Below are 23,928 nucleotides of genomic sequence, written 5' to 3' on the forward strand. Positions count from 1 at the left end.
GAGCAGGACCGGAGCGAGGGAACCCTGAGCCTAAGCGAAGGGCCGAACGAAAGGGGCAAGAGCCCTTGGTTACTTGGGGCTTTTCCAAGTGACCCGCTGTAAGAGCGGAACCGCCAGAGGCCGTTACCTAAATAACGGATATGCGCACAATTAAAAAAGGAAAACAAAAACGGCCTCTATATAAATAGAGGCCGTTCTCGGTACAACTCAACACGCTACAGCAAGAAAACTCTTACTTGCGGTCTTCCAGCTTGGTGATGTCACGCGACTCGTAGCCGGTGTACAGCTGACGCGGACGGCCAATCTTGTACGGGCTGGAGAGCATTTCCTTCCAGTGGGAGATCCAGCCGACGGTCCGCGCCAGGGCGAAGATCACGGTGAACATGCTGGTTGGAATGCCGATCGCCTTGAGGATGATCCCCGAGTAGAAGTCGACGTTCGGGTACAGCGAGCGCTCGATGAAGTACGGGTCGGTCAGGGCGATCTCTTCCAGGCGCATGGCCAGTTCGAGTTGCGGATCGTTCTGGATGCCCAGTTCCTTCAACACTTCGTCGCAGGTCTGCTTCATCACGGTGGCGCGCGGGTCGCGGTTTTTGTAAACGCGGTGACCGAAGCCCATCAGTTTGAACGGATCGTTCTTGTCCTTGGCCTTGGCGATGAACTTGTCGATGTTCGAAACATCGCCGATTTCATCGAGCATGGTCAGTACGGCTTCGTTTGCACCGCCGTGGGCAGGGCCCCACAGTGCAGCGATACCGGCGGCGATACAGGCGAACGGGTTGGCACCCGAAGAGCCCGCCAGGCGCACGGTGGACGTCGAGGCGTTCTGCTCGTGGTCGGCATGGAGGATGAAGATCCGGTCCATGGCCTTGGCGAGCACCGGGCTGATCGGTTTGATCTCGCACGGGGTGTTGAACATCATGTGCAGGAAGTTTTCCGCGTACGACAGGTCGTTGCGCGGGTACATCATGGGTTGGCCCATGGAGTACTTGTAAACCATCGCGGCCAGGGTCGGCATCTTGGCAACCAGGCGGATCGCGGAGATTTCGCGATGCTGCGGGTTATTGATGTCCAGGGAGTCGTGGTAGAACGCCGAGAGGGCGCCGACTACACCGCACATGACGGCCATCGGGTGGGCGTCGCGACGGAAGCCGTTGAAGAAGGTCTTCAGCTGCTCGTGAACCATGGTGTGGTTCTTCACGGTGCTGACGAACTGGGCCTTCTGTTCTGCGGTCGGCAGTTCGCCATTGAGCAGCAGATAGCAGGTTTCCAGGTAGTCCGACTTTTCAGCCAGCTGTTCGATCGGGTAGCCACGGTGCAGCAGAATGCCGTTGTCGCCGTCGATATAGGTGATCTTCGACTCGCACGAGGCGGTCGACATGAAGCCTGGGTCAAAGGTGAAACGGCCCGTGGCCGTCAGGCCCCGAACATCGATAACATCGGGACCAACGGTGCCGGTTAAAATGGGCAGCTCGACGGGGGCTGCGCCCTCGATGATCAACTGCGCTTTTTTGTCAGCCATGTGGCCTCCTATTTATGCTTGAAATCATCAGACAGACCCCCCACGCAGGGCCCGCACCACTATAGTGAGATAAATTCGAATGTCAATTTGCCTAAAGTCTTGCTCCAGAAGGCTTTAACCGGACTTTTTTCTCGAAATTGGCTGCCATTTACGCCTTTTATGTCAGTTGCGCAATCCGCTGTTTGGGTTAGGTGTTTGCGTTGTCATTAGTAGCCTAACTGTCTATACTCGGCCACCGACCGCCAAGGGCTTTTGGGCTTGCTTTCATTGGGGGTCGCATCCCTGGGTGGTGGTTACCTGACCAGTGCACTCCCCAACAACTTTGCCCTGATTGTTAGGGGCTCTTCAGTGTGAAAAAAAAGCCGTGAAAAGCCAACGACCTGTAAACCTAGACCTAAGGACCATCAAACTCCCAGTCACTGCTTACACGTCCATTCTTCACCGTATTTCCGGTGTCATCCTCTTCGTGTGCCTTGCCATCATGCTTTACGCATGGGACAAGTCGCTGAGCTCCGAGGAAGGCTTCGGTCAGGTGAAAGCGTGTCTGACCAGTCCGCTAGCCAAGCTAGTGATTTGGGGCATCCTGTCCGCTCTGCTGTATCACCTGGTAGCCGGTGTGCGCCATTTGATCATGGACATGGGCATCGGTGAGACGCTGGAAGGCGGCAAGCTGGGCTCGAAAATCGTTATCGCCGTTTCCGTGGTGGTAATCGTTCTGGCAGGAGTTTGGATATGGTAACTAACGTCACGAACCTGTCGCGTTCGGGCCTCTATGACTGGATGGCGCAGCGCGTTTCTGCGGTCGTTCTCGCGGCTTACTTCATTTTCCTGATCGGATACATCGTGGCCCATCCTGGCCTCGAGTACGCCCAGTGGCATGAACTGTTCGCCCATAACGGGATGCGTATCTTCAGCCTCCTGGCCCTTGTTGCCCTCGGCGCTCACGCCTGGGTCGGCATGTGGACCATCGCGACCGACTACCTGACGCCAATGGCGCTGGGCAAGTCCGCGACGGCTGTGCGTTTCCTTTTCCAGGCAGTATGCGGCGTTGCGATGTTCGCTTACTTCGTCTGGGGTGTGCAGATTCTCTGGGGTATCTGAGTCATGGCTAACATTCCAACGATTTCTTTCGACGCCATCATTATTGGTGGTGGCGGTGCCGGCATGCGCGCAGCGCTGCAGCTGGCACAGGGCGGTCACAAGACGGCCGTGATCACCAAGGTTTTCCCGACCCGCTCGCACACTGTATCCGCCCAGGGCGGCATCACCTGCGCAATCGCGTCCGCCGACCCGAACGATGACTGGCGCTGGCACATGTACGATACCGTCAAGGGTTCCGACTATATCGGTGACCAGGACGCTATCGAATACATGTGTCAGGAAGGCCCGGCCGCCGTTTTCGAGCTGGACCACATGGGTCTGCCGTTCTCGCGTACCGAAACCGGCCGTATCTACCAGCGTCCATTCGGCGGTCAGTCGAAGGATTACGGTAAAGGCGGGCAGGCTGCCCGTACTTGCGCCGCTTCCGACCGTACCGGTCACGCGCTGCTGCACACCCTTTATCAGGGCAACCTGAAAGCCGGTACCACGTTCCTGAACGAGTACTACGCTGTCGACCTGGTGAAGAACCAGGAAGGCGAGTTCGTCGGTGTGATCGCGATCTGCATCGAAACCGGCGAAACCACCTATATCCGCGCCAAGGCTACCGTGCTGGCGACTGGCGGTGCTGGCCGTATCTACGCTTCGACCACCAACGCCCTGATCAACACCGGTGACGGCGTTGGCATGGCGCTGCGTGCTGGCGTGCCGGTACAAGACATCGAAATGTGGCAGTTCCACCCGACCGGTATCGCCGGCGCCGGTGTACTGGTTACAGAAGGTTGCCGTGGTGAAGGTGGATACCTGATCAACAAGCACGGCGAGCGTTTCATGGAGCGTTATGCTCCGAACGCGAAAGACCTGGCTGGTCGTGACGTTGTTGCCCGTTCGATGGTTAAAGAAATCATCGCCGGCAACGGTTGCGGTCCGAATGGCGACCACGTAATGCTCAAACTCGACCACCTGGGCGAGGAAGTGCTGCACAGCCGTCTGCCAGGCATCTGCGAACTGTCGAAGACGTTCGCGCACGTTGACCCGGTTGTCGCCCCGGTTCCGGTTGTTCCGACTTGCCACTATATGATGGGCGGCGTTGCCACCAACATTCATGGCCAGGCGATCACCCAGGACGCCGAAGGCGTGGACAAGATCATTCCTGGTCTGTTCGCGGTAGGTGAAGTGGCTTGCGTATCGGTACACGGCGCCAACCGTCTGGGCGGCAACTCGCTGCTCGACCTGGTGGTCTTCGGTCGCGCTGCCGGCCTGCACCTCGAGAAGGCTCTGACCGACGGCATCGAATACGATGACGCCACCGAAGCCGATATCGAAGCTGCCCTGTCGCGCCTGAACGCACTGAACAACCGTACCGACGGCGAAGACGTCGCTACCCTGCGTCGCGAGCTGCAAAGCTGCATGCAGAACTACTTCGGTGTATTCCGTACCGGCGAATACATGCAGAAGGGTATTGCCCAGCTGGCTGACCTGCGCAAGCGTATCGCCAACGTGAAGATCAACGATAAGTCGCAGGCGTTCAACACTGCCCGTATCGAAGCGCTGGAACTGCAAAACCTGCTGGAAGTGGCCGAAGCTACCGCTATCGCCGCTGAAGTTCGCAAGGAGTCCCGTGGTGCTCACGCCCGTGAAGACTTCGAAGACCGTGACGACGAAAACTGGCTGTGCCACACCCTGTACTTCCCGGGTGACAAGCGCGTCACCAAGCGTGCCGTGAACTTCTCGCCGAAGACTGTTCCGACTTTCGAACCTAAAGTCCGGACTTATTAAGGGTGACCGCCATGTTGCAAGTCAGTGTTTATCGCTACAACCCTGATCAGGACGCTGCGCCGTTCATGCAGGAATTCCAGGTCGATACCGGTGGTAAAGACCTGATGGTGCTGGATGTACTGGCCCTGATCAAAGAGCAGGACGAAGGTTTCTCCTATCGTCGCTCTTGCCGTGAAGGTGTTTGCGGTTCCGACGGCATGAACATCAACGGCAAAAACGGCCTGGCGTGCATCACGCCGCTGTCCGCTGTCGTAAAAGGTAACAAGTTGATCGTTCGTCCTCTGCCAGGTTTGCCGGTTATCCGTGACCTGGTCGTCGATATGAGCATCTTCTACAAGCAATACGAGAAGGTTAAGCCATACCTGCAGAACGACACGCCGGCTCCGGCCATCGAGCGTCTGCAGTCCCCTGAAGAGCGTGAAAAGCTGGACGGTCTGTACGAGTGCATCCTGTGCGCTTGCTGCTCGACTTCCTGCCCGTCCTTCTGGTGGAACCCGGACAAGTTCCTGGGTCCAGCTGCCCTGCTGCAAGCGTACCGCTTCCTGGCAGACAGCCGTGATACCAAGACGTCCGAGCGTCTGGCTTCGCTGGATGACCCGTTCAGCGTATTCCGCTGCCGCGGGATCATGAACTGCGTCAACGTATGTCCGAAAGGCCTGAACCCGACTAAGGCCATCGGTCACATCCGTAACATGTTGCTCTCGAGCGGCGTGTGATTCAGCTGCTGTACCCGTAGAACCGCTGTACCCGTAGATGCTGCGGCGCAGGCTTCAACCGGCGCCGTAGTTTTAACCTGAGCAGCAGCTTAAAAGGCTGCGGCTCTTATTTTGAAGAAATGAGACAAGCAGGGGCATCCGGGCTGGTACCCGGACTATCAGTGTGATCCTAGTGGCTTGTTTTGGTCGCTGCATTCGGACTTCTGCAAGTTTGCTCGGTGTCGACACCGATGGTGTTCCCCTAACCGAGGGTGACCAAGCATGCAAGAAAGCGTGATGCAGCGCATGTGGAACAGTGCCTACCTATCCGGTAGTAACGCTGCCTATGTGGAAGAGCTTTACGAGCTCTACCTGCACGACCCTAACGCTGTGCCAGAAGAGTGGCGCACCTACTTCCAGAAGTTGCCTGCCGACGGCAACTCTGCCACCGATGTTTCGCACTCCACAATTCGCGATCATTTCGTCTTGCTGGCAAAGAACCAGCGCCGCGCCCAACCGGTTTCCGCCGGCAGCGTGAGCAGTGAGCACGAGAAGAAGCAAGTTGAAGTGCTGCGATTGATCCAGGCCTACCGTATGCGTGGCCACCAGGCAGCCCAGCTTGACCCGCTGGGACTGTGGCAGCGTCCTGCACCTGCAGACCTGTCGATCAATCATTACGGCTTGACCAATGCCGATCTTGATACGACCTTCCGTGCCGGCGACCTGTTCATCGGCAAAGAGGAAGCGAGCCTACGCGAAATTCACGAAGCGTTGCAGCAGACATATTGCCGCACCATCGGCGCTGAATTCACGCATATCACCGATTCCGAGCAGCGCCAGTGGTTCCAGCAGCGTCTGGAAAGCGTGCGCGGTCGTCCGACGTACTCCGCCGACATCAAGAGCCACCTGCTCGAGCGCGTGACCGCCGGCGAAGGCCTGGAAAAATACCTGGGCACCAAATACCCGGGCACCAAGCGTTTCGGTCTGGAAGGCGGCGAGAGCCTGATTCCGATGCTCGACGAGCTGATCCAGCGTTCCGGTTCCTACGGCACCAAGGAAATCGTCATCGGCATGGCCCACCGTGGCCGTCTGAACGTGCTGGTCAACACCTTCGGCAAGAACCCGCGCGAGCTGTTCGACGAGTTCGAAGGCAAGAAGAAGGTCGAGCTGGGTTCCGGTGACGTGAAATACCACCAGGGCTTCTCGTCCAACGTGATGACCACCGGCGGTGAAGTTCACCTGGCCATGGCGTTCAACCCGTCCCACCTGGAAATCGTATCCCCAGTGGTCGAGGGTTCGGTTCGCGCCCGTCAGGATCGTCGTAACGATCCGACCGGCGAGAAGGTTCTGCCGATCTCCATCCACGGTGACGCTGCATTCGCAGGTCAGGGCGTGGTCATGGAAACCTTCCAGATGTCGCAGACCCGCGGTTTCAAGACCGGCGGTACCGTGCACATCGTGATCAACAACCAGGTCGGTTTCACCATCAGCAACCCGCTGGACTCGCGTTCCACCGAGTACGCGACCGACGTTGCGAAAATGATCCAGGCGCCGATCCTCCATGTGAATGGTGATGATCCGGAAGCCGTATTGTTCGTGACCCAGCTGGCCATCGACTACCGCATGCAATTCAAGCGTGACGTGGTGATCGACCTGGTCTGCTACCGTCGTCGCGGCCACAACGAGGCCGACGAGCCAAGCGGCACCCAACCTCTGATGTATCAGCAGATCACCAAGCAGCGCACCACCCGTGAGCTGTATGCCGATCGTCTGACTCAGGCCGGCGTGCTGGATGCAGAGCGTGTTCAGGCGAAAGTCGACGAATACCGCAACGCGCTGGACAACGGTCTGCACGTGGTGAAAAGCCTGGTCAAGGAACCGAACAAAGAGTTGTTCGTGGACTGGCGTCCATATCTGGGCCATGCCTGGACTGCGCGTCACGACACTCGCTTCGACCTCAAGACCCTGCAGGAACTGTCCGCCAAGCTGCTGGAAATCCCGGAAGGCTTCGTGGTTCAGCGCCAGGTTGCGAAGATCTACGAAGACCGCCAGAAGATGCAAGCCGGCGGCCTGCCGATCAACTGGGGTTACGCCGAAACCATGGCGTACGCGACCCTGGCGTTCGAAGGTCACCCGATTCGCATGACTGGCCAGGACATCGGCCGCGGTACGTTCTCGCACCGCCATGCGGTCCTGCACAACCAGAAAGACGCGGGCACCTACATTCCGCTGCAGAACCTGTACGACGGTCAGCCGCGTTTTGACCTGTACGACTCGTTCCTGTCCGAAGAAGCGGTATTGGCGTTCGAGTACGGTTACTCGACCACCACGCCGAATGCCCTGGTTATCTGGGAAGCCCAGTTCGGCGACTTCGCCAACGGCGCCCAGGTGGTTATCGACCAGTTCATCACCAGTGGCGAGCACAAGTGGGGCCGTCTGTGCGGTCTGACCATGCTGCTGCCGCACGGTTATGAAGGTCAGGGTCCGGAGCACTCCTCGGCTCGTCTGGAGCGTTACCTGCAGCTGTGCGCCGAGCACAACATTCAGGTGTGCATGCCGACGACGCCGGCTCAGATCTACCACTTGCTGCGCCGTCAGGTGATTCGCCCGCTGCGCAAGCCATTGGTAGTCCTGACTCCGAAGTCGCTGCTGCGCCACAAGCTGGCCATCTCGACGCTGGAAGATCTGGCCGAAGGTTCGTTCCAGACCGTTATCCCGGAAATCGATGCCCTGGACCCGAAAAAGGTCGAGCGCGTTGTTCTGTGTAGCGGCAAGGTCTACTACGACCTGCTGGAAAAACGCCGTGCCGAAGGCCGTGACGACATCGCCATCGTGCGTATCGAGCAGCTGTACCCATTCCCTGAGGACGACTTGAAAGAAGTCCTGGCGCCTTACACCAACGCCAAGCATGCCGTCTGGTGCCAGGAAGAGCCGATGAACCAGGGTGCCTGGTACTGCAGCCAACACCACTTGCGTCGCAGCGTCGCCAACCTCAACAAGTCTCTCGTACTCGAGTACGCGGGCCGTGAGGCTTCTGCTGCACCTGCATGCGGTTACGCATCGATGCACGCCGAGCAGCAGGAACAACTGCTGCAAGACGCCTTTACTGTTTAACGCCTTCGCGCACCTGAAACCGAATTTAAGGAACTACAGACAATGGCTATCGAGATCAAAGCCCCCACTTTCCCGGAATCGGTTGCCGATGGCACCGTTGCCACCTGGCACAAACAACCGGGCGACGCGGTCAAGCGCGACGAACTGATCGTCGACATCGAAACCGACAAAGTCGTGCTGGAAGTGCTGGCTACCGCTGACGGCGTGCTGGGCGCTATCGTCAAGAACGAAGGCGACACCGTTCTGTCCGACGAAGTCCTCGGCTCCATCGTTGAAGGCGGCGCTGCTGCCGCCGCTCCGGCTGCCGCTGCTGCTCCGGCCGCTGCTGCCGCAGCTCCAGCTGCCGGCGCTGACGAAGACGCTATCGCAGCTCCAGCCGCTCGCAAGCTGGCCGAAGAAAACGGCATCAACCTGGCGTCCGTCAAAGGCACCGGCAAAGACGGTCGTGTCACCAAGGAAGACGTGGTTGCCGCTGTCGAAGCCAAGAAAGCCGCTCCTGCTGCCGCGCCTGCCAAGGCTGCTGCTCCGGCTGCCGCTGCTCCTGTGTTCGCCGCTGGCGACCGCATCGAGAAGCGTGTACCAATGACCCGCGTTCGCGCCACCGTGGCCAAGCGTCTGGTTGAAGCTCAGTCGAACATGGCGATGCTGACCACTTTCAACGAAGTCGACATGACCGAAGTCATGGCGCTGCGTTCGAAGTACAAGGACCTGTTCGAGAAGTCCCACAACGGCGTACGCCTGGGCTTCATGTCGTTCTTCGTGAAAGCAGCCACCGAAGCGCTGAAACGCTTCCCGGCTGTCAACGCCTCGATCGACGGCGGCGACATCGTTTACCACGGCTACGCTGACATCGGCGTTGCAGTTTCCAGCGATCGCGGCCTGGTTGTACCGGTCCTGCGTAACGCCGAACTGATGAGCCTGGCTGAAATCGAAGGCGGCATCGCCACCTTCGGCAAGAAAGCCCGCGACGGCAAACTGTCGATGGACGAAATGACCGGTGGTACTTTCACCATCACCAACGGCGGTACCTTCGGTTCGATGATGTCGACCCCGATCGTCAACCCGCCACAAGCAGCCATCCTGGGCATGCACAACATCATCCAGCGTCCTATGGCCATCAACGGTCAGGTCGTTATCCGTCCGATGATGTACCTGGCACTGTCCTACGATCACCGTCTGATCGATGGCAAAGAAGCTGTGACCTTCCTGGTGACCATCAAGAACCTGCTGGAAGATCCGGCTCGTCTGTTGCTGGATATCTGATAGAAGCAGCCATGAGCTGCAAGCCAGGCTGTCGGAAAACCCGCAGCCGGGCTTGCCGCTCGCGGCTTGAAGCTTTTCGCTAAAGAGGATTTTTTGAATGTCGCAGAAATTTGACGTAGTAGTGATCGGTGCGGGCCCTGGCGGTTACGTTGCTGCCATCAAGGCCGCGCAGCTGGGTCTCTCCACTGCCTGCATCGAGAAGTACACCGACAAGGAAGGCAAACTGGCTCTGGGCGGTACTTGCCTGAACGTCGGCTGCATTCCATCCAAGGCCCTGCTGGACAGCTCGTGGAAATTCCACGAAGCCCAGGACGGTTTCGCGATCCACGGTATCAATCACGCTGGCGTGACCATGGACGTGCCAGCGATGGTCGGCCGTAAAGCCAACATCGTCAAAGGCCTGACCTCCGGCGTTGCGACCCTGTTCAAAGCCAACGGTGTGACCTCGATCCAGGGTCACGGCAAGCTGCTGGCCGGCAAGAAAGTCGAAGTCACCAAGCCAGACGGTTCGGTTGAAATCATCGAAGCCGAAAACGTCATCCTGGCTCCAGGTTCGCGTCCGATCGACATTCCGCCAGCTCCGGTTGACCAGAATGTGATCGTCGACTCCACCGGCGCCCTGGAATTCCAATCCGTACCCAAGCGTCTGGGCGTGATCGGCGCTGGCGTGATCGGTCTGGAACTGGGTTCGGTCTGGTCGCGTCTGGGTGCGCAAGTGACTGTCCTGGAAGCCCTGGACACCTTCCTGATGGCAGCGGACACCGCTGTTTCCAAGGAAGCGCTGAAAACCCTGACCAAGCAAGGTCTGGACATCAAGCTGGGCGCTCGCGTAACCGGTTCCAAAGTGAACGGCGACGAAGTCGTTGTGAACTACACCGATGCCAACGGCGAACAGAACATCACTTTCGACAAGCTGATCGTAGCCGTTGGTCGCCGTCCGGTGACCACTGATCTGCTGGCTGCCGACTGCGGCGTGACCCTGGACGAGCGCGGTTTCGTGCACGTTGACGATCACTGCGCCACCACCGTACCGGGCGTCTACGCCATCGGCGACGTGGTTCGCGGCATGATGCTGGCGCACAAGGCCTCGGAAGAGGGCATCATGGTTGTCGAGCGCATCAAGGGCCACAAGGCCCAGATGAACTATGACCTGATCCCTTCGGTTATTTATACTCACCCGGAAATCGCATGGGTCGGTAAAACCGAGCAGGCCTTGAAAGCTGAAGGCGTTGAAGTTAACGTCGGCACCTTCCCGTTCGCAGCCTCTGGCCGTGCCATGGCTGCCAACGACACCGGTGGTTTCGTCAAGGTCATCGCAGATGCCAAGACAGACCGCGTTCTGGGCGTCCACGTGATTGGCCCAAGCGCTGCAGAACTGGTTCAGCAGGGCGCGATCGGTATGGAATTCGGCACCAGCGCTGAAGACCTGGGCATGATGGTTTTCTCCCATCCGACCCTGTCTGAAGCCTTGCACGAAGCTGCTTTGGCAGTGAATGGCGGCGCCATCCACATCGCCAACCGCAAGAAGCGTTAAGACAATAAGAAACCACGGCGGAATGGCCCGTCGTGAGCCTTGCATGCAAGACTCACCGCGGAATATCCGCTGGACGCAGTCTTGCATGGCTGCACCGGGTATCCGGAAAGGCCATGCAAGCAGCAGTCACAGGTGGTGCGGCACTTGAATGAGTGCAGCACCGAATGCGCAGTACCTAACGAAGACGGTAATAAGCATGAATCTTCACGAGTATCAGGGTAAGCAGCTGTTCGCTGAGTACGGCCTGCCAGTTTCCACCGGTTACGCGGTAGACACCCCGGAAGCAGCAGCAGAAGCTTGCGACAAAATCGGCGGCAGCGAGTGGGTTGTCAAAGCCCAGGTCCACGCCGGTGGTCGCGGTAAAGCGGGCGGCGTCAAGCTGGTTCGCAACAAAGAAGACGCCAAAGCCTTCGCACAGCAGTGGCTGGGCAAGCGTCTGGTGACTTACCAGACTGACGCCAACGGTCAGCCAGTCACCAAGATCCTGGTTGAATCGTGCACTGATATCGCTAAAGAGCTGTACCTGGGCGCTGTCGTTGACCGTTCGAGCCGTCGCATCGTGTTCATGGCTTCCACCGAAGGTGGCGTGGACATCGAGAAAATCGCTCACGACACTCCAGAAAAAATTCTGAAAGCCACTATCGACCCACTGGTTGGCGCTCAGCCATTCCAGGGTCGCGAGCTGGCATTCCAGCTGGGTCTGGAAGGCAAGCAAGTTGCCCAGTTCGCCAAGATCTTCGTAGGTCTGGCCAAACTGTTCCAGGATCACGATCTGGCCCTGCTGGAAGTGAACCCGCTGGTGATCAAGGCTGACGGCGATCTGCACTGCCTGGACGCCAAGATCAACATCGACGCCAACGCCATGTACCGTCAGCCTAAGCTGAAGACTTTCCACGATCCGTCGCAAGACGATCCGCGCGAAGCGCACGCTGCCAAGTTCGAACTGAACTACGTAGCGCTGGAAGGCAACATCGGTTGCATGGTCAACGGTGCTGGCCTGGCCATGGGTACCATGGACATCGTCAACCTGCATGGCGGCAAGCCAGCCAACTTCCTCGACGTGGGCGGCGGCGCTACCAAAGAACGCGTTACCGAAGCGTTCAAGATCATCCTGTCCGACACCAACGTCGCTGCAGTACTGGTCAACATCTTCGGCGGCATCGTTCGTTGCGACATGATTGCCGAAGGCATCATCGGCGCCGTGAAAGAAGTCGGCGTGAAAATCCCGGTTGTTGTTCGCCTTGAAGGCAACAACGCTGAGCTGGGCGCTAAAGTACTGGCAGAAAGCGGTTTGAACATCATCGCTGCTACCAGCCTGACCGACGCTGCTCAACAAGTTGTCAAAGCTGCGGAGGGCAAATAATGAGCGTCCTGATCAATAAAGACACCAAAGTTATCTGCCAGGGTATTACCGGTTCGCAAGGTAGTTTCCACACCCAGCAAGCCATCGAGTACGGCACCAAGATGGTTGGTGGTGTAACTCCTGGTAAAGGTGGCACCGAGCACCTGGGCCTGCCAGTGTTCAACACCGTGAAAGACGCCGTAGCAGCCACTGGCGCCACCGCCAGCGTGATCTACGTTCCGGCTCCTTTCTGCAAGGACTCGATCCTGGAAGCTGCTTTCGGCGGCATCAAGCTGATCGTGTGCATCACCGAAGGCATTCCTACCCTGGACATGCTGGACGCTAAAGTTAAGTGCGACGAGCTGGGTGTTACCCTGATCGGCCCTAACTGCCCAGGCGTGATCACTCCAGGCGAATGCAAGATCGGCATCATGCCAGGTCACATTCACTTGCCAGGCAAGGTCGGTATCGTTTCCCGTTCCGGCACCCTGACCTACGAAGCTGTGAAGCAGACTACTGACGCCGGTTTCGGTCAGTCGACTTGCGTCGGCATCGGTGGTGACCCGATCCCGGGTTCGAACTTCATCGACATCCTGAAGCTGTTCCAGGAAGACCCGAAGACCGAAGCGATCGTGATGATCGGTGAGATCGGCGGTTCGGCTGAAGAAGAAGCGGCTGCCTACATCAAGGCACACGTGACCAAGCCGGTTGTTTCCTACATCGCTGGTGTGACTGCTCCTCCGGGCAAGCGCATGGGCCATGCTGGCGCAATCATCTCTGGCGGCAAAGGCACTGCAGACGAGAAATTCGCTGCTCTGCAAGACGCAGGCGTGAAAACCGTGCGTTCGCTGGCAGACATCGGCAAGGCCCTGGCCGAGCTGACTGGTTGGGCCGTCAAGTAAGCCTCGCGCTTAGCTGACGCTTCACCAAACAAAGGCCACCTTCGGGTGGCCTTTGTCGTTTCTGATCGAATCGTATGGTGGTCCTCGTAGGAACCGGCTTGCTGGCGATTCAGGCCGCGCGGTGTGTCAGACATTCCGCCATCGCTGGCAAGCCAGCTCCTACAGGTATCGTCGGACATGAACATTCAGTATGTAAACGCGACACAAAGATGTCGTGTATCGGATAGTTTGCCCTGCAATAGTGCGTTTATCGGTCAAATTCGTTAGGCTACGCGCCATTTTTGCGTCCGCGGCCCACAAGGCGGCAACGCGCTAAAAGGGTTGGTCTTATACGGACTGACAGCATTTCCCTCACCCATAGGGAAATCCCTCTCTAAATTCCGATTCAGTAGTGTGGTATTTCCTTAATGAAAGTGTTGAAAGGCCAGGACATCCTGGCACTTGGTTTTATGACGTTTGCCCTGTTCGTCGGGGCTGGCAACATCATCTTCCCGCCTATCGTCGGTTTGCAGTCCGGGCCTAATGTCTGGATGGCGGCGCTGGGTTTCCTGGTCACCGCGGTCGGTCTTCCGGTGATCACCGTTGTGGCCCTGGCCAAGGTCGGTGGTGCAATGGATGCGTTGAGCAGCCCGATCGGTAAAATCGCCGGCGGCCTGTTGGCGGCGGCGTGCTACCTGGCCGTAGGCCCGCTGTTCGCCACGCCACGTACCGCGACGGTATCGTTCGAAGTGGGCCTGGCGCCGCTGACCGGCGAGAGCCCGCTGGCGTTGTTCCTGTACAGCTCAGTCTACTTCCTGCTGGTGTTCTTTATCTCGCTGTATCCGGGCCGTTTGCTGGATACCGTAGGGCGCTTCCTCGCGCCGCTGAAGATCATCGCCCTGGCGGTGCTGGGCATTGCCGCATTCGCCCTGCCGGCCGGTGACATTGGCCAGGCTACGCCGGAATACGTGGCGGCGCCGTTTTCCCAGGGCTTCATCAATGGTTACCTGACCATGGATACCCTGGGCGCCCTGGTGTTCGGCATCGTCATCGTCAACGCCATTCGTTCCCGCGGCGTCGAGTCGCCAGCACTGATCACCCGCTACGCGATTATTGCCGGTCTGATTGCCGGTGTGGGCCTGGCGCTGGTGTATGTCAGCCTGTTCCGTCTCGGTTCGGGCAGCCATGAAGTGGCCGCAGGCGCTACCAATGGCGCGGCGGTGTTGCACGCTTACGTGCAGCACACCTTCGGTTCGCTGGGCAGTGGTTTCCTCGCGGTGCTGATCTCGTTGGCATGCCTGGTGACCGCGGTCGGCCTGACCTGTGCCTGCGCCGAGTACTTCAGCCGAGTGCTGCCACTGTCCTACAAGACGCTGGTCATCATCCTTGCTGCATTCTCCCTGCTGGTGTCCAACCTGGGCCTGACCAAGCTGATTGCGTTCTCGATCCCGGTACTGACCGCGATCTACCCACCGTGCATCGTTCTGGTGGCGTTGAGCTTCTGTAAGGACTTCTGGCATGAGCAGGGGCGTATCCTCGGCCCGGTCATGCTGGTGTCGTTCATCTTCGGCCTGATCGACGCCCTGAAGGGTGCCGGTCTGGCGGACTGGATGCCGACTCAGATGTCCCACTTGCCACTGAGTGAGCAAGGTCTGGCGTGGTTGGTGCCGTCGGTAATGACGCTGGTGGTCGCCGTGGTTTGCGATCGCCTGCTGGGCAAGCGGGCCGAAGCCCTGGCTTAAGTCGTTTCACGGCCCGCCACAAGCGGGTCTTGAGCCGAATCAGAAATGCCCCGTATCAATCGATACGGGGCATTTTTTTGTCGGAGAGTGCGGTGTCTTTTACGTTGCGTTAACGTCGAAGCATTGCCGAATCGATTGTAGGAGCGAGCTCGCTCCGGGCGGCGTTCCGACGAAGAACCCGAGAGCAACACGCTTATCCAGAAATCACGCGCCATGGTTCACGACCTTCGCGAGCAAGCTCGCTCCTACAGGGTTTATGTACATCGCAAATACATCACAAGGACCTGCATGTCGTTCATCCAAGCCAACCTGATCCACATTCTTGCCGCCGTCTGGTTCGTTACCTGTTGGGGCGGATACACCCGTTATGCCACCTGGAAAGGCCGAGACACCGCGTGCCTGGCCAGTGTGCTGCACCTGTACCGCGAAGACTGGATGCGCCGCATGCTGCTGCGTGACAACCGCATCGCCGATGCCAGTGTGATCGGCAATCTGGAGCGCAATGCGTCGTTCTTCGCCTCCAGTACGTTGATTATCCTGGCCGGTATTCTCACCGTGTTGGGCGCTTCGGAGCGGGCGGTATCGTTGCTGGCGGATATCCCGATGGTGCAACAGGCGTCCCAGGGCATGTCGGAAATCAAATTGCTGTGCCTGGCGCTGGTGTTTGTCTATGCATTCTTCACGTTCAGCTGGTGCATGCGCCAATACAACTTTGCGGCGGTACTGGTGGGTTCGGCACCGATGGTCGGCGAGCGTCATGTGTCGGAGCAAGAGCGCAAGGCGTTTGCTTCCCGCGCGGCCCGCGTCATCTCCATGGCTGCCAACCAGTTCAACTTCGGGCTGCGTTCCTACTACTTCGGCATGACCATGCTGGCCTGGTTTGTCAGCCCATGGTTATTCATGTTGATGAGTGCCGGCGTCGTGTTTGTGTTGTACCGCCGCGAGTTTCATTCCGACGTTCTCGACGTGATGGTCTATACCCCTACAGAGGCGCCGTTGCCGGAGGTGATCAAAGAGGCTGCTTGATGAATATTCCATTCTGGTGCGTGTTTATCAGTGCAGTGTTGATCTACCTGGCGCGAATCCCCGTTACCAGCGCCATGAAAGAGCAGGGCGGCTACAATAACCACTTGCCGCGCCAACAACAGATGCAACTCACAGGCCTGGGCGCCCGCGCAGTGGCCGCACATCAGAATAGTTTCGAAGCGTTCATTTTGTTCGCGGTGGGTGTGTTGATGGCGCATACCACGCAGACGGCGGGATGGCTGATCGACTGTCTGGCGATCATCTTTGTGGTCTCGCGGGTTATTTACCTGGTGTGTTACTGGAAGGACCTGGCCTGGCAACGCAGTATGGTTTGGCTGGTCGGATTAATCTGTTCGCTGTTGCTGATGATCAGTCCGACTTTTCGAACGATTTTGCTCTAACCGCTTTTTTCAAGACAAAAGAAAACCCGCACTTGGCGGGTTTTCTTTTATCACGCTAAAAACCGGATTAGTTCTTAGGCGCTTCCGGAGCGGCCGGAGCGGCTGGAGCAGCCGGAGCGACCGGAGCAGCCGGAGCAGCCTCTTTCGCCGCGTCGTTCATTTTTTGCTGGGCTTGCTCAGCATTTTGGTTAGCATCTTGAGCTTTGTCCTCGGATTTTTTGCCGCAGGCAGCGAGACCGAGGGAAGCGGTCAACATCAAGGCAATAGCTAAAGTCTTACGCATGGGGTGTTTCTCCTGATGAAAAGCATCTACTGGCCTTAAGAGCCCACGCATCAGGGTTAAGTTCCTTAATTCTTTCAGATATATAAGTTTGCTCTAGTGCGGAACTTTTACCCGAACCTCCACCGCACTGTACGAACATCAACAAGAGTTTTTATAAAATGGCTGAAAACCCCGTTTTTGAGCGTGCGATGCGCTTTCTGTCGGCGCTGCGGCATTGTCAGGTACTTGGACTAAGCGTCCACAGCGCCAGCAGCGAAGGGCTGACGATTGTGTTGCCGTACAGCCCGCAGATCGTCGGCAATCCCGAAACTGGCGTGATTCATGGCGGGGCGCTGACCTCGCTGATGGACACGGCCTGTGGCATGGCGACACTCTGCGTGCTCCCGGAATTCGAAGTCTGCCCGACCCTCGACTTGCGCATCGACTATATGCACGCCGCCGAGCCGCATAAGAATGTCTACGGCTTTGCCCAGTGCTATCGAGTTACCACCGACGTGATTTTTGCCCGTGGCTTCGCCTATCAGGATGACCCCGGGCAACCCATTGCCCATGTGGTAGGCACTTTCATGCGCATGGGCAAGGGCATCAAGGGTACCAAGGGCTTTGGTGGCGCAATTGCCGGGGGGGCGCAATGAGCGAGTCCCTGAAGGACCAATTGCAAAAGGCCCACGAGCAGGGCGATTACGCCTCGCTGCTGGATCTGATTCCTTATGCCCGGCTGATCGGCGTCGAATGCTCAAGGGTGGGAGATGAGTTGCTGTTCAAGCTGCCCGCGAACAAGGACAACATTGGTAACCCGTTGTTGCCGGCGATTCATGGCGGTGTGATCGCCGGTTTCATGGAATTGGCTGCAGCGCTGCACCTGTTGGTGTTTACCGGAACGCCCGGGGTGCCGAAGATCATCGACTTCTCCCTGGATTACCTGCGTGCCGGGCAGTTTCGCGACACCTGGGCCCGCTGCCAGGTTTGCCGCCAGGGTCGCCGGGTCGCCAACGTGGCGATTACCGCCTGGCAAAGCACCGAGGCCGAACCCATTGCCACGGCCCGCGCACATTTCAAACTCGAAGAGCCCTTGAAATCCTGAACTCAGCCCCCAACTCTGAGGACAACCCGCCGCCGACCCTCAAGGTCGCGGCTTATGCCATCTGATTGGAGTTTGATGACCATGAGTGTGGAAACTCAAAAGGAAACCCTGGGCTTCCAGACCGAGGTGAAGCAACTGCTGCATCTCATGATCCATTCGCTGTATTCCAACAAGGAAATTTTCCTTCGCGAATTGATCTCGAACGCCTCTGACGCTGTCGACAAATTACGTTTTGAAGCCCTGGCCAAGCCAGAGCTGCTGGAAGGTGGCGCCGAACTGAAAATCCGCGTGAGCTTCGACAAGGACGCTAAAACCGTCACCCTCGAAGACAACGGTATCGGCATGAGCCGCGAAGATGCGATCACCCACCTGGGCACCATCGCCAAGTCCGGCACCGCCGATTTCATGAAGCACCTGACCGGCGACCAGAAGAAAGATTCGCACCTGATCGGCCAGTTCGGTGTCGGTTTCTACTCCGCATTCATCGTCGCCGACAAAGTCGACGTGTTCAGCCGTCGTGCCGGCAGCGCCGCCAGCGAAGGCGTGCACTGGTCGTCCAAGGGCGAAGGCAACTTCGAAGTCGCGACCATCGACAAGGCCGAGCGCGGTACCCGCATCGTCCTGCACCTGAAATCCGGTGAAGACGAGTTCGCCGATGGCTGGCGTCTGCGCAATATCATCAAGAAGTACTCCGACCATATCGCCTTGCCGATCGAGCTGCCGAAAGAAGTGGCAGCCGCTGAAGGCGAAGAGAAGCCTGCAGTTGAGTGGGAAACCGTCAACCGCGCCAGCGCCCTGTGGACCCGTCCGCGTACCGAGATCAAGGACGAGGAGTACCAGGAGTTCTACAAGCACATCGCCCACGATTTCGAAAACCCGCTGAGCTGGAGCCACAACAAGGTCGAAGGCAAGCTGGAGTACAGCTCGTTGCTGTACGTGCCGAGCCGTGCGCCGTTTGACCTGTACCAGCGTGAAGCGCCGAAAGGCCTGAAGCTATACGTGCAGCGCGTGTTCGTCATGGATCAGGCCGAGTCCTTCCTGCCGCTGTACCTGCGCTTCATCAAAGGCGTGGTCGACTCCAACGACCTGTCGCTGAACGTGTCGCGGGAAATCCTGCAAAAAGACCCGATCATCGATTCCATGAAGTCGGCGCTGACCAAGCGCGTTCTGGACATGCTGGAAAAACTGGCGAAGAACGAGCCTGAGCAATACAAGGGCTTCTGGAAAAACTTCGGTCAGGTCATGAAAGAAGGCCCGGCAGAAGATTTCGCCAACAAAGAAAAAATCGCCGGTCTGCTGCGTTTCGCATCGACCAGTGGCGACGATGGCGAACAGGTTGTTGGCCTGACCGAGTACCTGGCGCGCGCCAAGGAAGGTCAGGACAAGATCTACTACCTGACCGGCGAAACCTACGCGCAGGTCAAAAACAGCCCGCACCTGGAAGTCTTCCGCAAGAAAGGCATCGAAGTGCTGCTGTTGACCGACCGCATCGACGAGTGGCTGATGAGCTACCTCAACGACTTCGACGGCAAGAGCTTCGTCGACGTGGCGCGCGGTGACCTGGACCTGGGCAACCTGGACTCGGAAGAGGACAAGAAGGCCGCGGAAGAGGTCGCCAAGTCCAAAGAAGGTCTGGTTGAGCGTCTGAAGACTGCACTGGGCGAATCCGTAGCCGAAGTTCGGGTTTCCCATCGCCTGACCGACTCCCCGGCGATCCTCGCCATCGGTGAGCAGGACCTGGGCCTGCAGATGCGTCAGATCCTCGAAGCCAGCGGCCAGAAGGTACCGGATTCGAAGCCGATCTTCGAATTCAACCCGGCTCACCCGCTGATCGAGAAGCTCGACAACGAGCAGAGCGACGAGCGCTTCGGCGACCTGTCGCACATCCTCTTCGATCAGGCGGCCCTGGCGGCCGGTGACAGCTTGAAAGATCCGGCGGCTTATGTGCGTCGCCTGAACAAGCTGTTGGTCGAGCTATCGGCTTAACTGTGTTCTATAAAAACCCGCTTCGGCGGGTTTTTTCATTCCGGTGTTTAAACATTAGGAGTCAGAAATGAGCCAAATCACAGTACGTTCCGTTGCTTATCAGATTGACGGCCAGGCTTACGAAAGCCGCCTGGCCTTCGATGCCGATCATAAAGGTCCGCGCCCGGGTTTGTTGATGGCGCCGAACTGGATGGGCGTCGGCGCCGGTGCCGAGGACATCGCCAAATCGGTGGCGGCCAAGGGCTACGTGGTGCTGGTTGCGGACCTCTACGGCCAGGCGGTTCGTCCAACCAACAACGATGAGGCGGGCGCGGCGATGATGCCGCTGAAGAACGACCGGGCATTGCTGCGCAAGCGTATGCAGGCAGCGTTCGAACAATTGCAAAAGCAGGGCGAAGCGGCGGTCGATACATCGAAACTGGCGACTTACGGTTTCTGCTTCGGCGGTTGCTGCGCCCTGGAATTTGCCCGTACCGGCGCGCCGGTGAAGGCCGCAGTATCGTTCCACGGCACGCTGGACACACCGAATCCGGCCGATGCGAAAAACATCAAGGGCAAGGTGCTGGTGCTGCACGGTGCCTCCGATCCACTGGTGCCGAAGGAGCAGTTGCCAGCGTTCGAAGATGAAATGAACGCGGCCGGCGTGGACTGGCAATTGCTGAGCTACGGCGGTGCGTTTCACTCGTTCACCGACCCGCACGCCAAGGTGCCGGGCATGATGATGTATGACGCGAAGATTGCCGCACGGGCGTTCACGTCGATGCATAACCTGCTGGATGAAGTGTTCAAGGGCTGATCTGTTTCCTGACACCGGCTAATTCGGTGCCCTGGCTGGCCTCTTCGCGGGCAAGCCCGCTCCCACAGGATTATCCAGCGAACACAGAGTTTGTGTACGACAAAGATCCTTGTGGGAGCGGGCTTGCCCGCGATGTCGGTATAGCTGGCGCCGAAAATTTTAAGGCAATTCGATCCGCTCAACTTCCCCCGGCACCGTCGGCCAATCCCCGGCCGCCCAGCGCCGGCGCGCTTCATCGATAGCCGCCGGATCGCTCGCGACAAAATTCCAGTTGATCCGCCGTGGCCCGTCCAGTGGCGCTCCGCCAAACAGCACGGCATGACAGTCGCTCTCGGTGAACAGCGTCATCTCTTCCCCGACCGGCAGCACCACTAGCGTGTAGGGCTCCAGCAGTTCGCCCTCCAGTTGTACCTCTCCACTCAACACATACAGCGCACGTTCTTCATGCTCGGTGGGGATCAGCAGCGTTGTCGCCGTTTGCAGGTGCAATTCCGCGTACAGCGTAGGAGAAAGCACCGGTACCGGTGATTCCAGGCAAAAGCCTGAGCCGGCAATCATGCGAATCTTCACCCCCAGGTTTTCGCTGACCGGCAATGTGGACGCCGGATGGTGGCTGTAATGCCCTGGGCCCTGTTCTTTGTCCTTGGGCGAAGCCAGCCAGATCTGCAGGCCGTGCATCGTGAAGCCGCTTTCTTTCAGGGCCTCGGGCGTGCGTTCCACGTGGGCAATGGCGCTGCCGGCCGTCATCCAGCTGACATCGCCGGTATCGACAATCTGATCGGAACCGAGGCTGTCCTTGTGCTGGATTTGCCCCTGGAACAGGTAGGTGAGGGTGGACAGGCCGATGTGCGGATGCTGGCGGATGTTCATGCCTTTGCCCGGCGGATAACGGGTTTCCAGCATGTGATCAAAAAACACGAATGGCCCGACGCTGCGGCACTTGGCGGATGGCAACGGGCGGAGAATCGGCTGGCCTTCGACATCTTCGGTGCGGGGGCGAATCACGAGCGGAGTGTTCATGGTGCGTTCCAGGCTGAGCGGGTGATGCGGTCGAGCATAACCCGCTTGCGCTGCCCTTGCCGCTATTGGCTGAACGCGCCTTCGGACAAATGCGTTTCGATGCTGACTTCGGACGTGGTCATCAGCTTGTGGACCGGGCAGCGATCGGCCACGCGGTGCAGTTCTTCGCGCTGGGCGTCGGTGAGCACGCCCTTGAGGGTCAGTTTGACGTGCAGTGCATATTGGCCTTTCTGTTCCAGGCTGTTGTCGCGCTTGACCTCGACGCCGACACCGGTCAACGGGATGTCCTTCTTCCTGGCATACAGCTTCAGGGTCAGGGCTTTGCAGGCACCCAGTGCGGCATCGAAATAATCGTGCGGCTCCGGCGCCGAACCTTCTCCGCCAGCCGTGACGGGCACGTCGGCGAAAAGTTCATGGTCATCGATTTGTATGCTGTGACGGAAACCTTCGGTGGAGACAGTGTTGACAGTAACGGTCATGGGAAACCTCGCAAGTAACAGGACATTTATTCGATCAAAAAGACCTTGAAGGTATAGAGCATGGTGCCGGATGTGCGTTCCGGTTTTCTTGTACCGGTGGACCTTTTCGCTGAATCGTTACCGTAATAGTAATGGTGTTTTGATATCACTTTTTCGTCTTACGCAAATTTTCTACAGTCCGATACCGTCTAAAGAACCAGCTGCCTGATGCAGCGCTTTTGGAAGGAACCTGGGGAATGAGTATCAGAAGTCTCAATATTGCGCCACGCGCGAGTCTCGGTTTTGGCCTGTTGGCGTTGATGGTTTTTGGCTTGGGGGCGTTTGCCCTGCTGCAAATGTCGAATATGCGGGCGCAGTCCGATCAGGTCGATGACAACTGGCTGCCCAGTGTGATGGCGGTCGGTGATATGAGTCAGGACATGTTGCGGCTGCGGGCGCTGACCATGCGTTTGCTGATCAATCGCGATCCACAGGCACAGGCGCAGAACGTCAATAAAATCAACGAACTCAAAAGTGTTCTCGACGAGGCACAGCAACGCTATGACAAGTTGATCGTGCTGCCTGAAGACCGTGTGTTGTTCGATCGCTTCAAGGCTGCCGAGAGCAAATATCTGCAGTTCCAGAGTCAGGTGATGGCCGAAGCTACCCAGGGACGGGTGGAAGAGGCAGCGGCCATTCTCAATGGCGAGATGAACCCGCTGGCCGATGAGATCACGCTCACACTCAGGCAACTGGTCGAACGCAACAAGCACAACGCCAATCTGGCGACTGAAGCGGGACGCCTTGTGTTCAACCAGTCGCGGATCTGGGTGGGGGTGATGATCGGTGTGACTGCGTTGATCACCATTGGCCTGGCACTGCTGTTGACGCGCAGTATCGTGTTGCCACTGTCACAGTCGTTGAAAGTGGCCGAGGTGGTCGCCGGCGGCGACCTCACCGCAGCAATCAGCATTACCGGCAAGGATGAACCTGCGCGGCTGCTGCACGCGCTCAAGAGCATGCAACAGAGTTTGCGTGAAACCATCCAGCGTATATCCGATTCATCCAGCCAATTGGCCTCGGCTTCGGAGGAGCTCAGCAGCGTTACGGAAGACGCCACCCGTGGCTTGCATCAGCAGAGCCTGGAGATCGAGCAGGCGGCCACGGCGGTCAACCAGATGACCGCCGCCGTGGAAGAAGTGGCGAGCAATGCCGCCGCAACCTCGCAAGCTTCGCGCGAGTCCGACCGCATTGCTCAGCATGGTCGCGAACAAGTGCACCAGACGGTGCTGTCGATCGAGTCGCTGGCTGAAGATGTCACCACCAACGTCACTCAGGTCGAAGACCTGGCGCAGAAGGTGTATGGCATCACTACAGTGCTGGACGTGATTCGCGCGATTGCCGAGCAGACCAACCTGCTGGCCCTGAACGCGGCAATCGAAGCCGCGCGAGCCGGAGAGGCCGGGCGCGGGTTTGCGGTAGTGGCCGATGAGGTGCGGGCCCTGGCGCATCGCACCCAGCAATCGACCCGGGAAATCGAACAGATGATTAGCGGTATCCAGCAGGGCACCGATCTGGCTGTCAGCTCCATGCAGCAGAGCAACACCCGGGCGCGTTCGACGCTGGAGGCAGCGAAAGCGGCCGGCGTTGCCCTGGAGGATATCGCTTCGGCATTCACCGTGATCAACGAGCGCAATATCGTGATTGCCAGTGCCTCGGAGGAGCAGGCGGCGGTAGCGCGGGAAGTGGATCGCAACTTGATGAATATCCGTGACCTGGCGCAACAGAGCTCGGCTGGAGCGAACCAGACCAGCGCGGCGAGTCAGGAGTTGTCGCGGTTGGCGGTAGACCTGAATACGCTGGTGGCGCGGTTTTCGGTCTGAATGACAGGCAAAAAAAAGCCC

At 58.4% G+C, this 23,928-nt stretch carries 21 protein-coding genes; 17 read left to right on the forward strand and 4 right to left on the reverse strand.

Annotated elements, in window-relative coordinates; all coding sequences use genetic code 11:
* Window positions 1-232: 232 nt before the first annotated feature.
* A complete protein-coding gene (gltA, locus tag PMI31_RS09970; protein WP_007977501.1) occupies window positions 233-1,522 on the reverse strand; it encodes a citrate synthase in 1,290 nt (429 codons plus the stop codon).
* A 364-nt stretch (window positions 1,523-1,886) separates the two neighbouring features.
* Here gltA and sdhC point away from each other — a divergent pair, with 364 nt between their 5' ends.
* The 12 genes from sdhC to PMI31_RS10030 all read left to right on the forward strand — a co-directional run bounded on the left by sdhC (window position 1,887) and on the right by PMI31_RS10030 (window position 16,397).
* Window positions 1,887-2,261: a succinate dehydrogenase, cytochrome b556 subunit gene (gene sdhC / locus PMI31_RS09975; protein WP_043302324.1), complete on the forward strand. Its 375-nt coding sequence runs from the start codon at window positions 1,887-1,889 to the stop codon at window positions 2,259-2,261.
* Window positions 2,255-2,623, forward strand: coding sequence for a succinate dehydrogenase, hydrophobic membrane anchor protein (gene sdhD / locus PMI31_RS09980; protein ID WP_008017858.1), 369 nt, complete (start codon window positions 2,255-2,257; stop codon window positions 2,621-2,623). Before sdhC ends, sdhD begins: the two co-directional genes overlap by 7 nt.
* Window positions 2,624-2,626: 3 nt before the next feature.
* Entirely contained in the window at window positions 2,627-4,399 is a 1,773-nt protein-coding gene (gene sdhA / locus PMI31_RS09985) for a succinate dehydrogenase flavoprotein subunit (RefSeq protein WP_008017859.1), read from the forward strand.
* A gap of 11 nt (window positions 4,400-4,410) precedes the next feature.
* A complete protein-coding gene (locus tag PMI31_RS09990; RefSeq protein WP_003223007.1) occupies window positions 4,411-5,115 on the forward strand; it encodes a succinate dehydrogenase iron-sulfur subunit in 705 nt (234 codons plus the stop codon).
* A 261-nt stretch (window positions 5,116-5,376) separates the two neighbouring features.
* Entirely contained in the window at window positions 5,377-8,208 is a 2,832-nt protein-coding gene (locus PMI31_RS09995; RefSeq protein ID WP_008017860.1) for a 2-oxoglutarate dehydrogenase E1 component, read from the forward strand.
* Window positions 8,209-8,250: 42 nt separating this feature from the next.
* Window positions 8,251-9,471, forward strand: a complete 1,221-nt coding sequence (gene odhB / locus PMI31_RS10000) for a 2-oxoglutarate dehydrogenase complex dihydrolipoyllysine-residue succinyltransferase (RefSeq protein WP_008017862.1) — start codon at window positions 8,251-8,253, stop codon at window positions 9,469-9,471.
* A 97-nt stretch (window positions 9,472-9,568) separates the two neighbouring features.
* On the forward strand, window positions 9,569-11,005 hold the full coding sequence (lpdA, locus tag PMI31_RS10005; RefSeq protein ID WP_008017863.1) for a dihydrolipoyl dehydrogenase: 1,437 nt from the start codon (window positions 9,569-9,571) through the stop codon (window positions 11,003-11,005).
* A 196-nt stretch (window positions 11,006-11,201) separates the two neighbouring features.
* Window positions 11,202-12,368: an ADP-forming succinate--CoA ligase subunit beta gene (gene sucC, locus PMI31_RS10010; protein ID WP_003223015.1), complete on the forward strand. Its 1,167-nt coding sequence runs from the start codon at window positions 11,202-11,204 to the stop codon at window positions 12,366-12,368.
* Window positions 12,368-13,249, forward strand: a complete 882-nt coding sequence (sucD, locus tag PMI31_RS10015) for a succinate--CoA ligase subunit alpha (RefSeq protein ID WP_003223019.1) — start codon at window positions 12,368-12,370, stop codon at window positions 13,247-13,249. The genes sucC and sucD overlap by 1 nt, the downstream gene beginning before the upstream one ends.
* A 407-nt stretch (window positions 13,250-13,656) precedes the next feature.
* Complete coding sequence (brnQ, locus tag PMI31_RS10020; protein ID WP_008017865.1) at window positions 13,657-14,970, forward strand: branched-chain amino acid transport system II carrier protein; 1,314 nt, start codon at window positions 13,657-13,659, stop codon at window positions 14,968-14,970.
* A 288-nt stretch (window positions 14,971-15,258) separates the two neighbouring features.
* Window positions 15,259-15,996: a DUF599 domain-containing protein gene (locus PMI31_RS10025; protein WP_008017866.1), complete on the forward strand. Its 738-nt coding sequence runs from the start codon at window positions 15,259-15,261 to the stop codon at window positions 15,994-15,996.
* Window positions 15,996-16,397 carry an MAPEG family protein gene (locus PMI31_RS10030; RefSeq protein WP_008017867.1) on the forward strand — a complete coding sequence of 134 codons (402 nt, stop codon included), beginning with the start codon at window positions 15,996-15,998 and terminating at the stop codon, window positions 16,395-16,397. The genes PMI31_RS10025 and PMI31_RS10030 overlap by 1 nt, the downstream gene beginning before the upstream one ends.
* Before the next feature lie 67 nt (window positions 16,398-16,464).
* Here the strand turns inward: PMI31_RS10030 and PMI31_RS10035 are convergent, their stop codons facing one another.
* Complete coding sequence (locus tag PMI31_RS10035) at window positions 16,465-16,680, reverse strand: hypothetical protein (RefSeq protein WP_008017869.1); 216 nt, start codon at window positions 16,678-16,680, stop codon at window positions 16,465-16,467.
* Window positions 16,681-16,838: 158 nt separating this feature from the next.
* Here PMI31_RS10035 and PMI31_RS10040 point away from each other — a divergent pair, with 158 nt between their 5' ends.
* From PMI31_RS10040 to PMI31_RS10055, 4 genes are all read left to right on the forward strand, one after another.
* Window positions 16,839-17,315 (forward strand): PaaI family thioesterase, encoded by a 477-nt coding sequence (locus PMI31_RS10040; RefSeq protein ID WP_008017870.1) that lies wholly within the window; start codon window positions 16,839-16,841, stop codon window positions 17,313-17,315.
* Entirely contained in the window at window positions 17,312-17,764 is a 453-nt protein-coding gene (locus PMI31_RS10045) for a PaaI family thioesterase (protein ID WP_008017871.1), read from the forward strand. Before PMI31_RS10040 ends, PMI31_RS10045 begins: the two co-directional genes overlap by 4 nt.
* 81 nt (window positions 17,765-17,845) lie before the next feature.
* Window positions 17,846-19,750 (forward strand): molecular chaperone HtpG, encoded by a 1,905-nt coding sequence (gene htpG, locus PMI31_RS10050; protein WP_008017872.1) that lies wholly within the window; start codon window positions 17,846-17,848, stop codon window positions 19,748-19,750.
* 67 nt (window positions 19,751-19,817) lie between these two features.
* Entirely contained in the window at window positions 19,818-20,546 is a 729-nt protein-coding gene (locus tag PMI31_RS10055; protein WP_008017873.1) for a dienelactone hydrolase family protein, read from the forward strand.
* A 159-nt stretch (window positions 20,547-20,705) separates the two neighbouring features.
* On the opposite strand, the gene PMI31_RS10060 is transcribed toward PMI31_RS10055, so the two are convergent.
* Both PMI31_RS10060 and PMI31_RS10065 read right to left on the reverse strand, forming a co-directional pair.
* Window positions 20,706-21,566, reverse strand: coding sequence for a pirin family protein (locus tag PMI31_RS10060; protein ID WP_008017874.1), 861 nt, complete (start codon window positions 21,564-21,566; stop codon window positions 20,706-20,708).
* Window positions 21,567-21,628: 62 nt separating this feature from the next.
* Window positions 21,629-22,045 carry an OsmC family protein gene (locus tag PMI31_RS10065; RefSeq protein WP_008017875.1) on the reverse strand — a complete coding sequence of 139 codons (417 nt, stop codon included), beginning with the start codon at window positions 22,043-22,045 and terminating at the stop codon, window positions 21,629-21,631.
* 236 nt (window positions 22,046-22,281) lie between these two features.
* On the opposite strand from PMI31_RS10065, the gene PMI31_RS10070 reads away from it, so the two are divergent.
* Window positions 22,282-23,907, forward strand: coding sequence for a methyl-accepting chemotaxis protein (locus PMI31_RS10070; protein WP_008017876.1), 1,626 nt, complete (start codon window positions 22,282-22,284; stop codon window positions 23,905-23,907).
* Window positions 23,908-23,928: the final 21 nt, after the last annotated feature.

The organism is Pseudomonas sp. GM55 (genome assembly GCF_000282395.1).
Lineage (GTDB): Bacteria > Pseudomonadota > Gammaproteobacteria > Pseudomonadales > Pseudomonadaceae > Aquipseudomonas > Aquipseudomonas fluorescens_CC.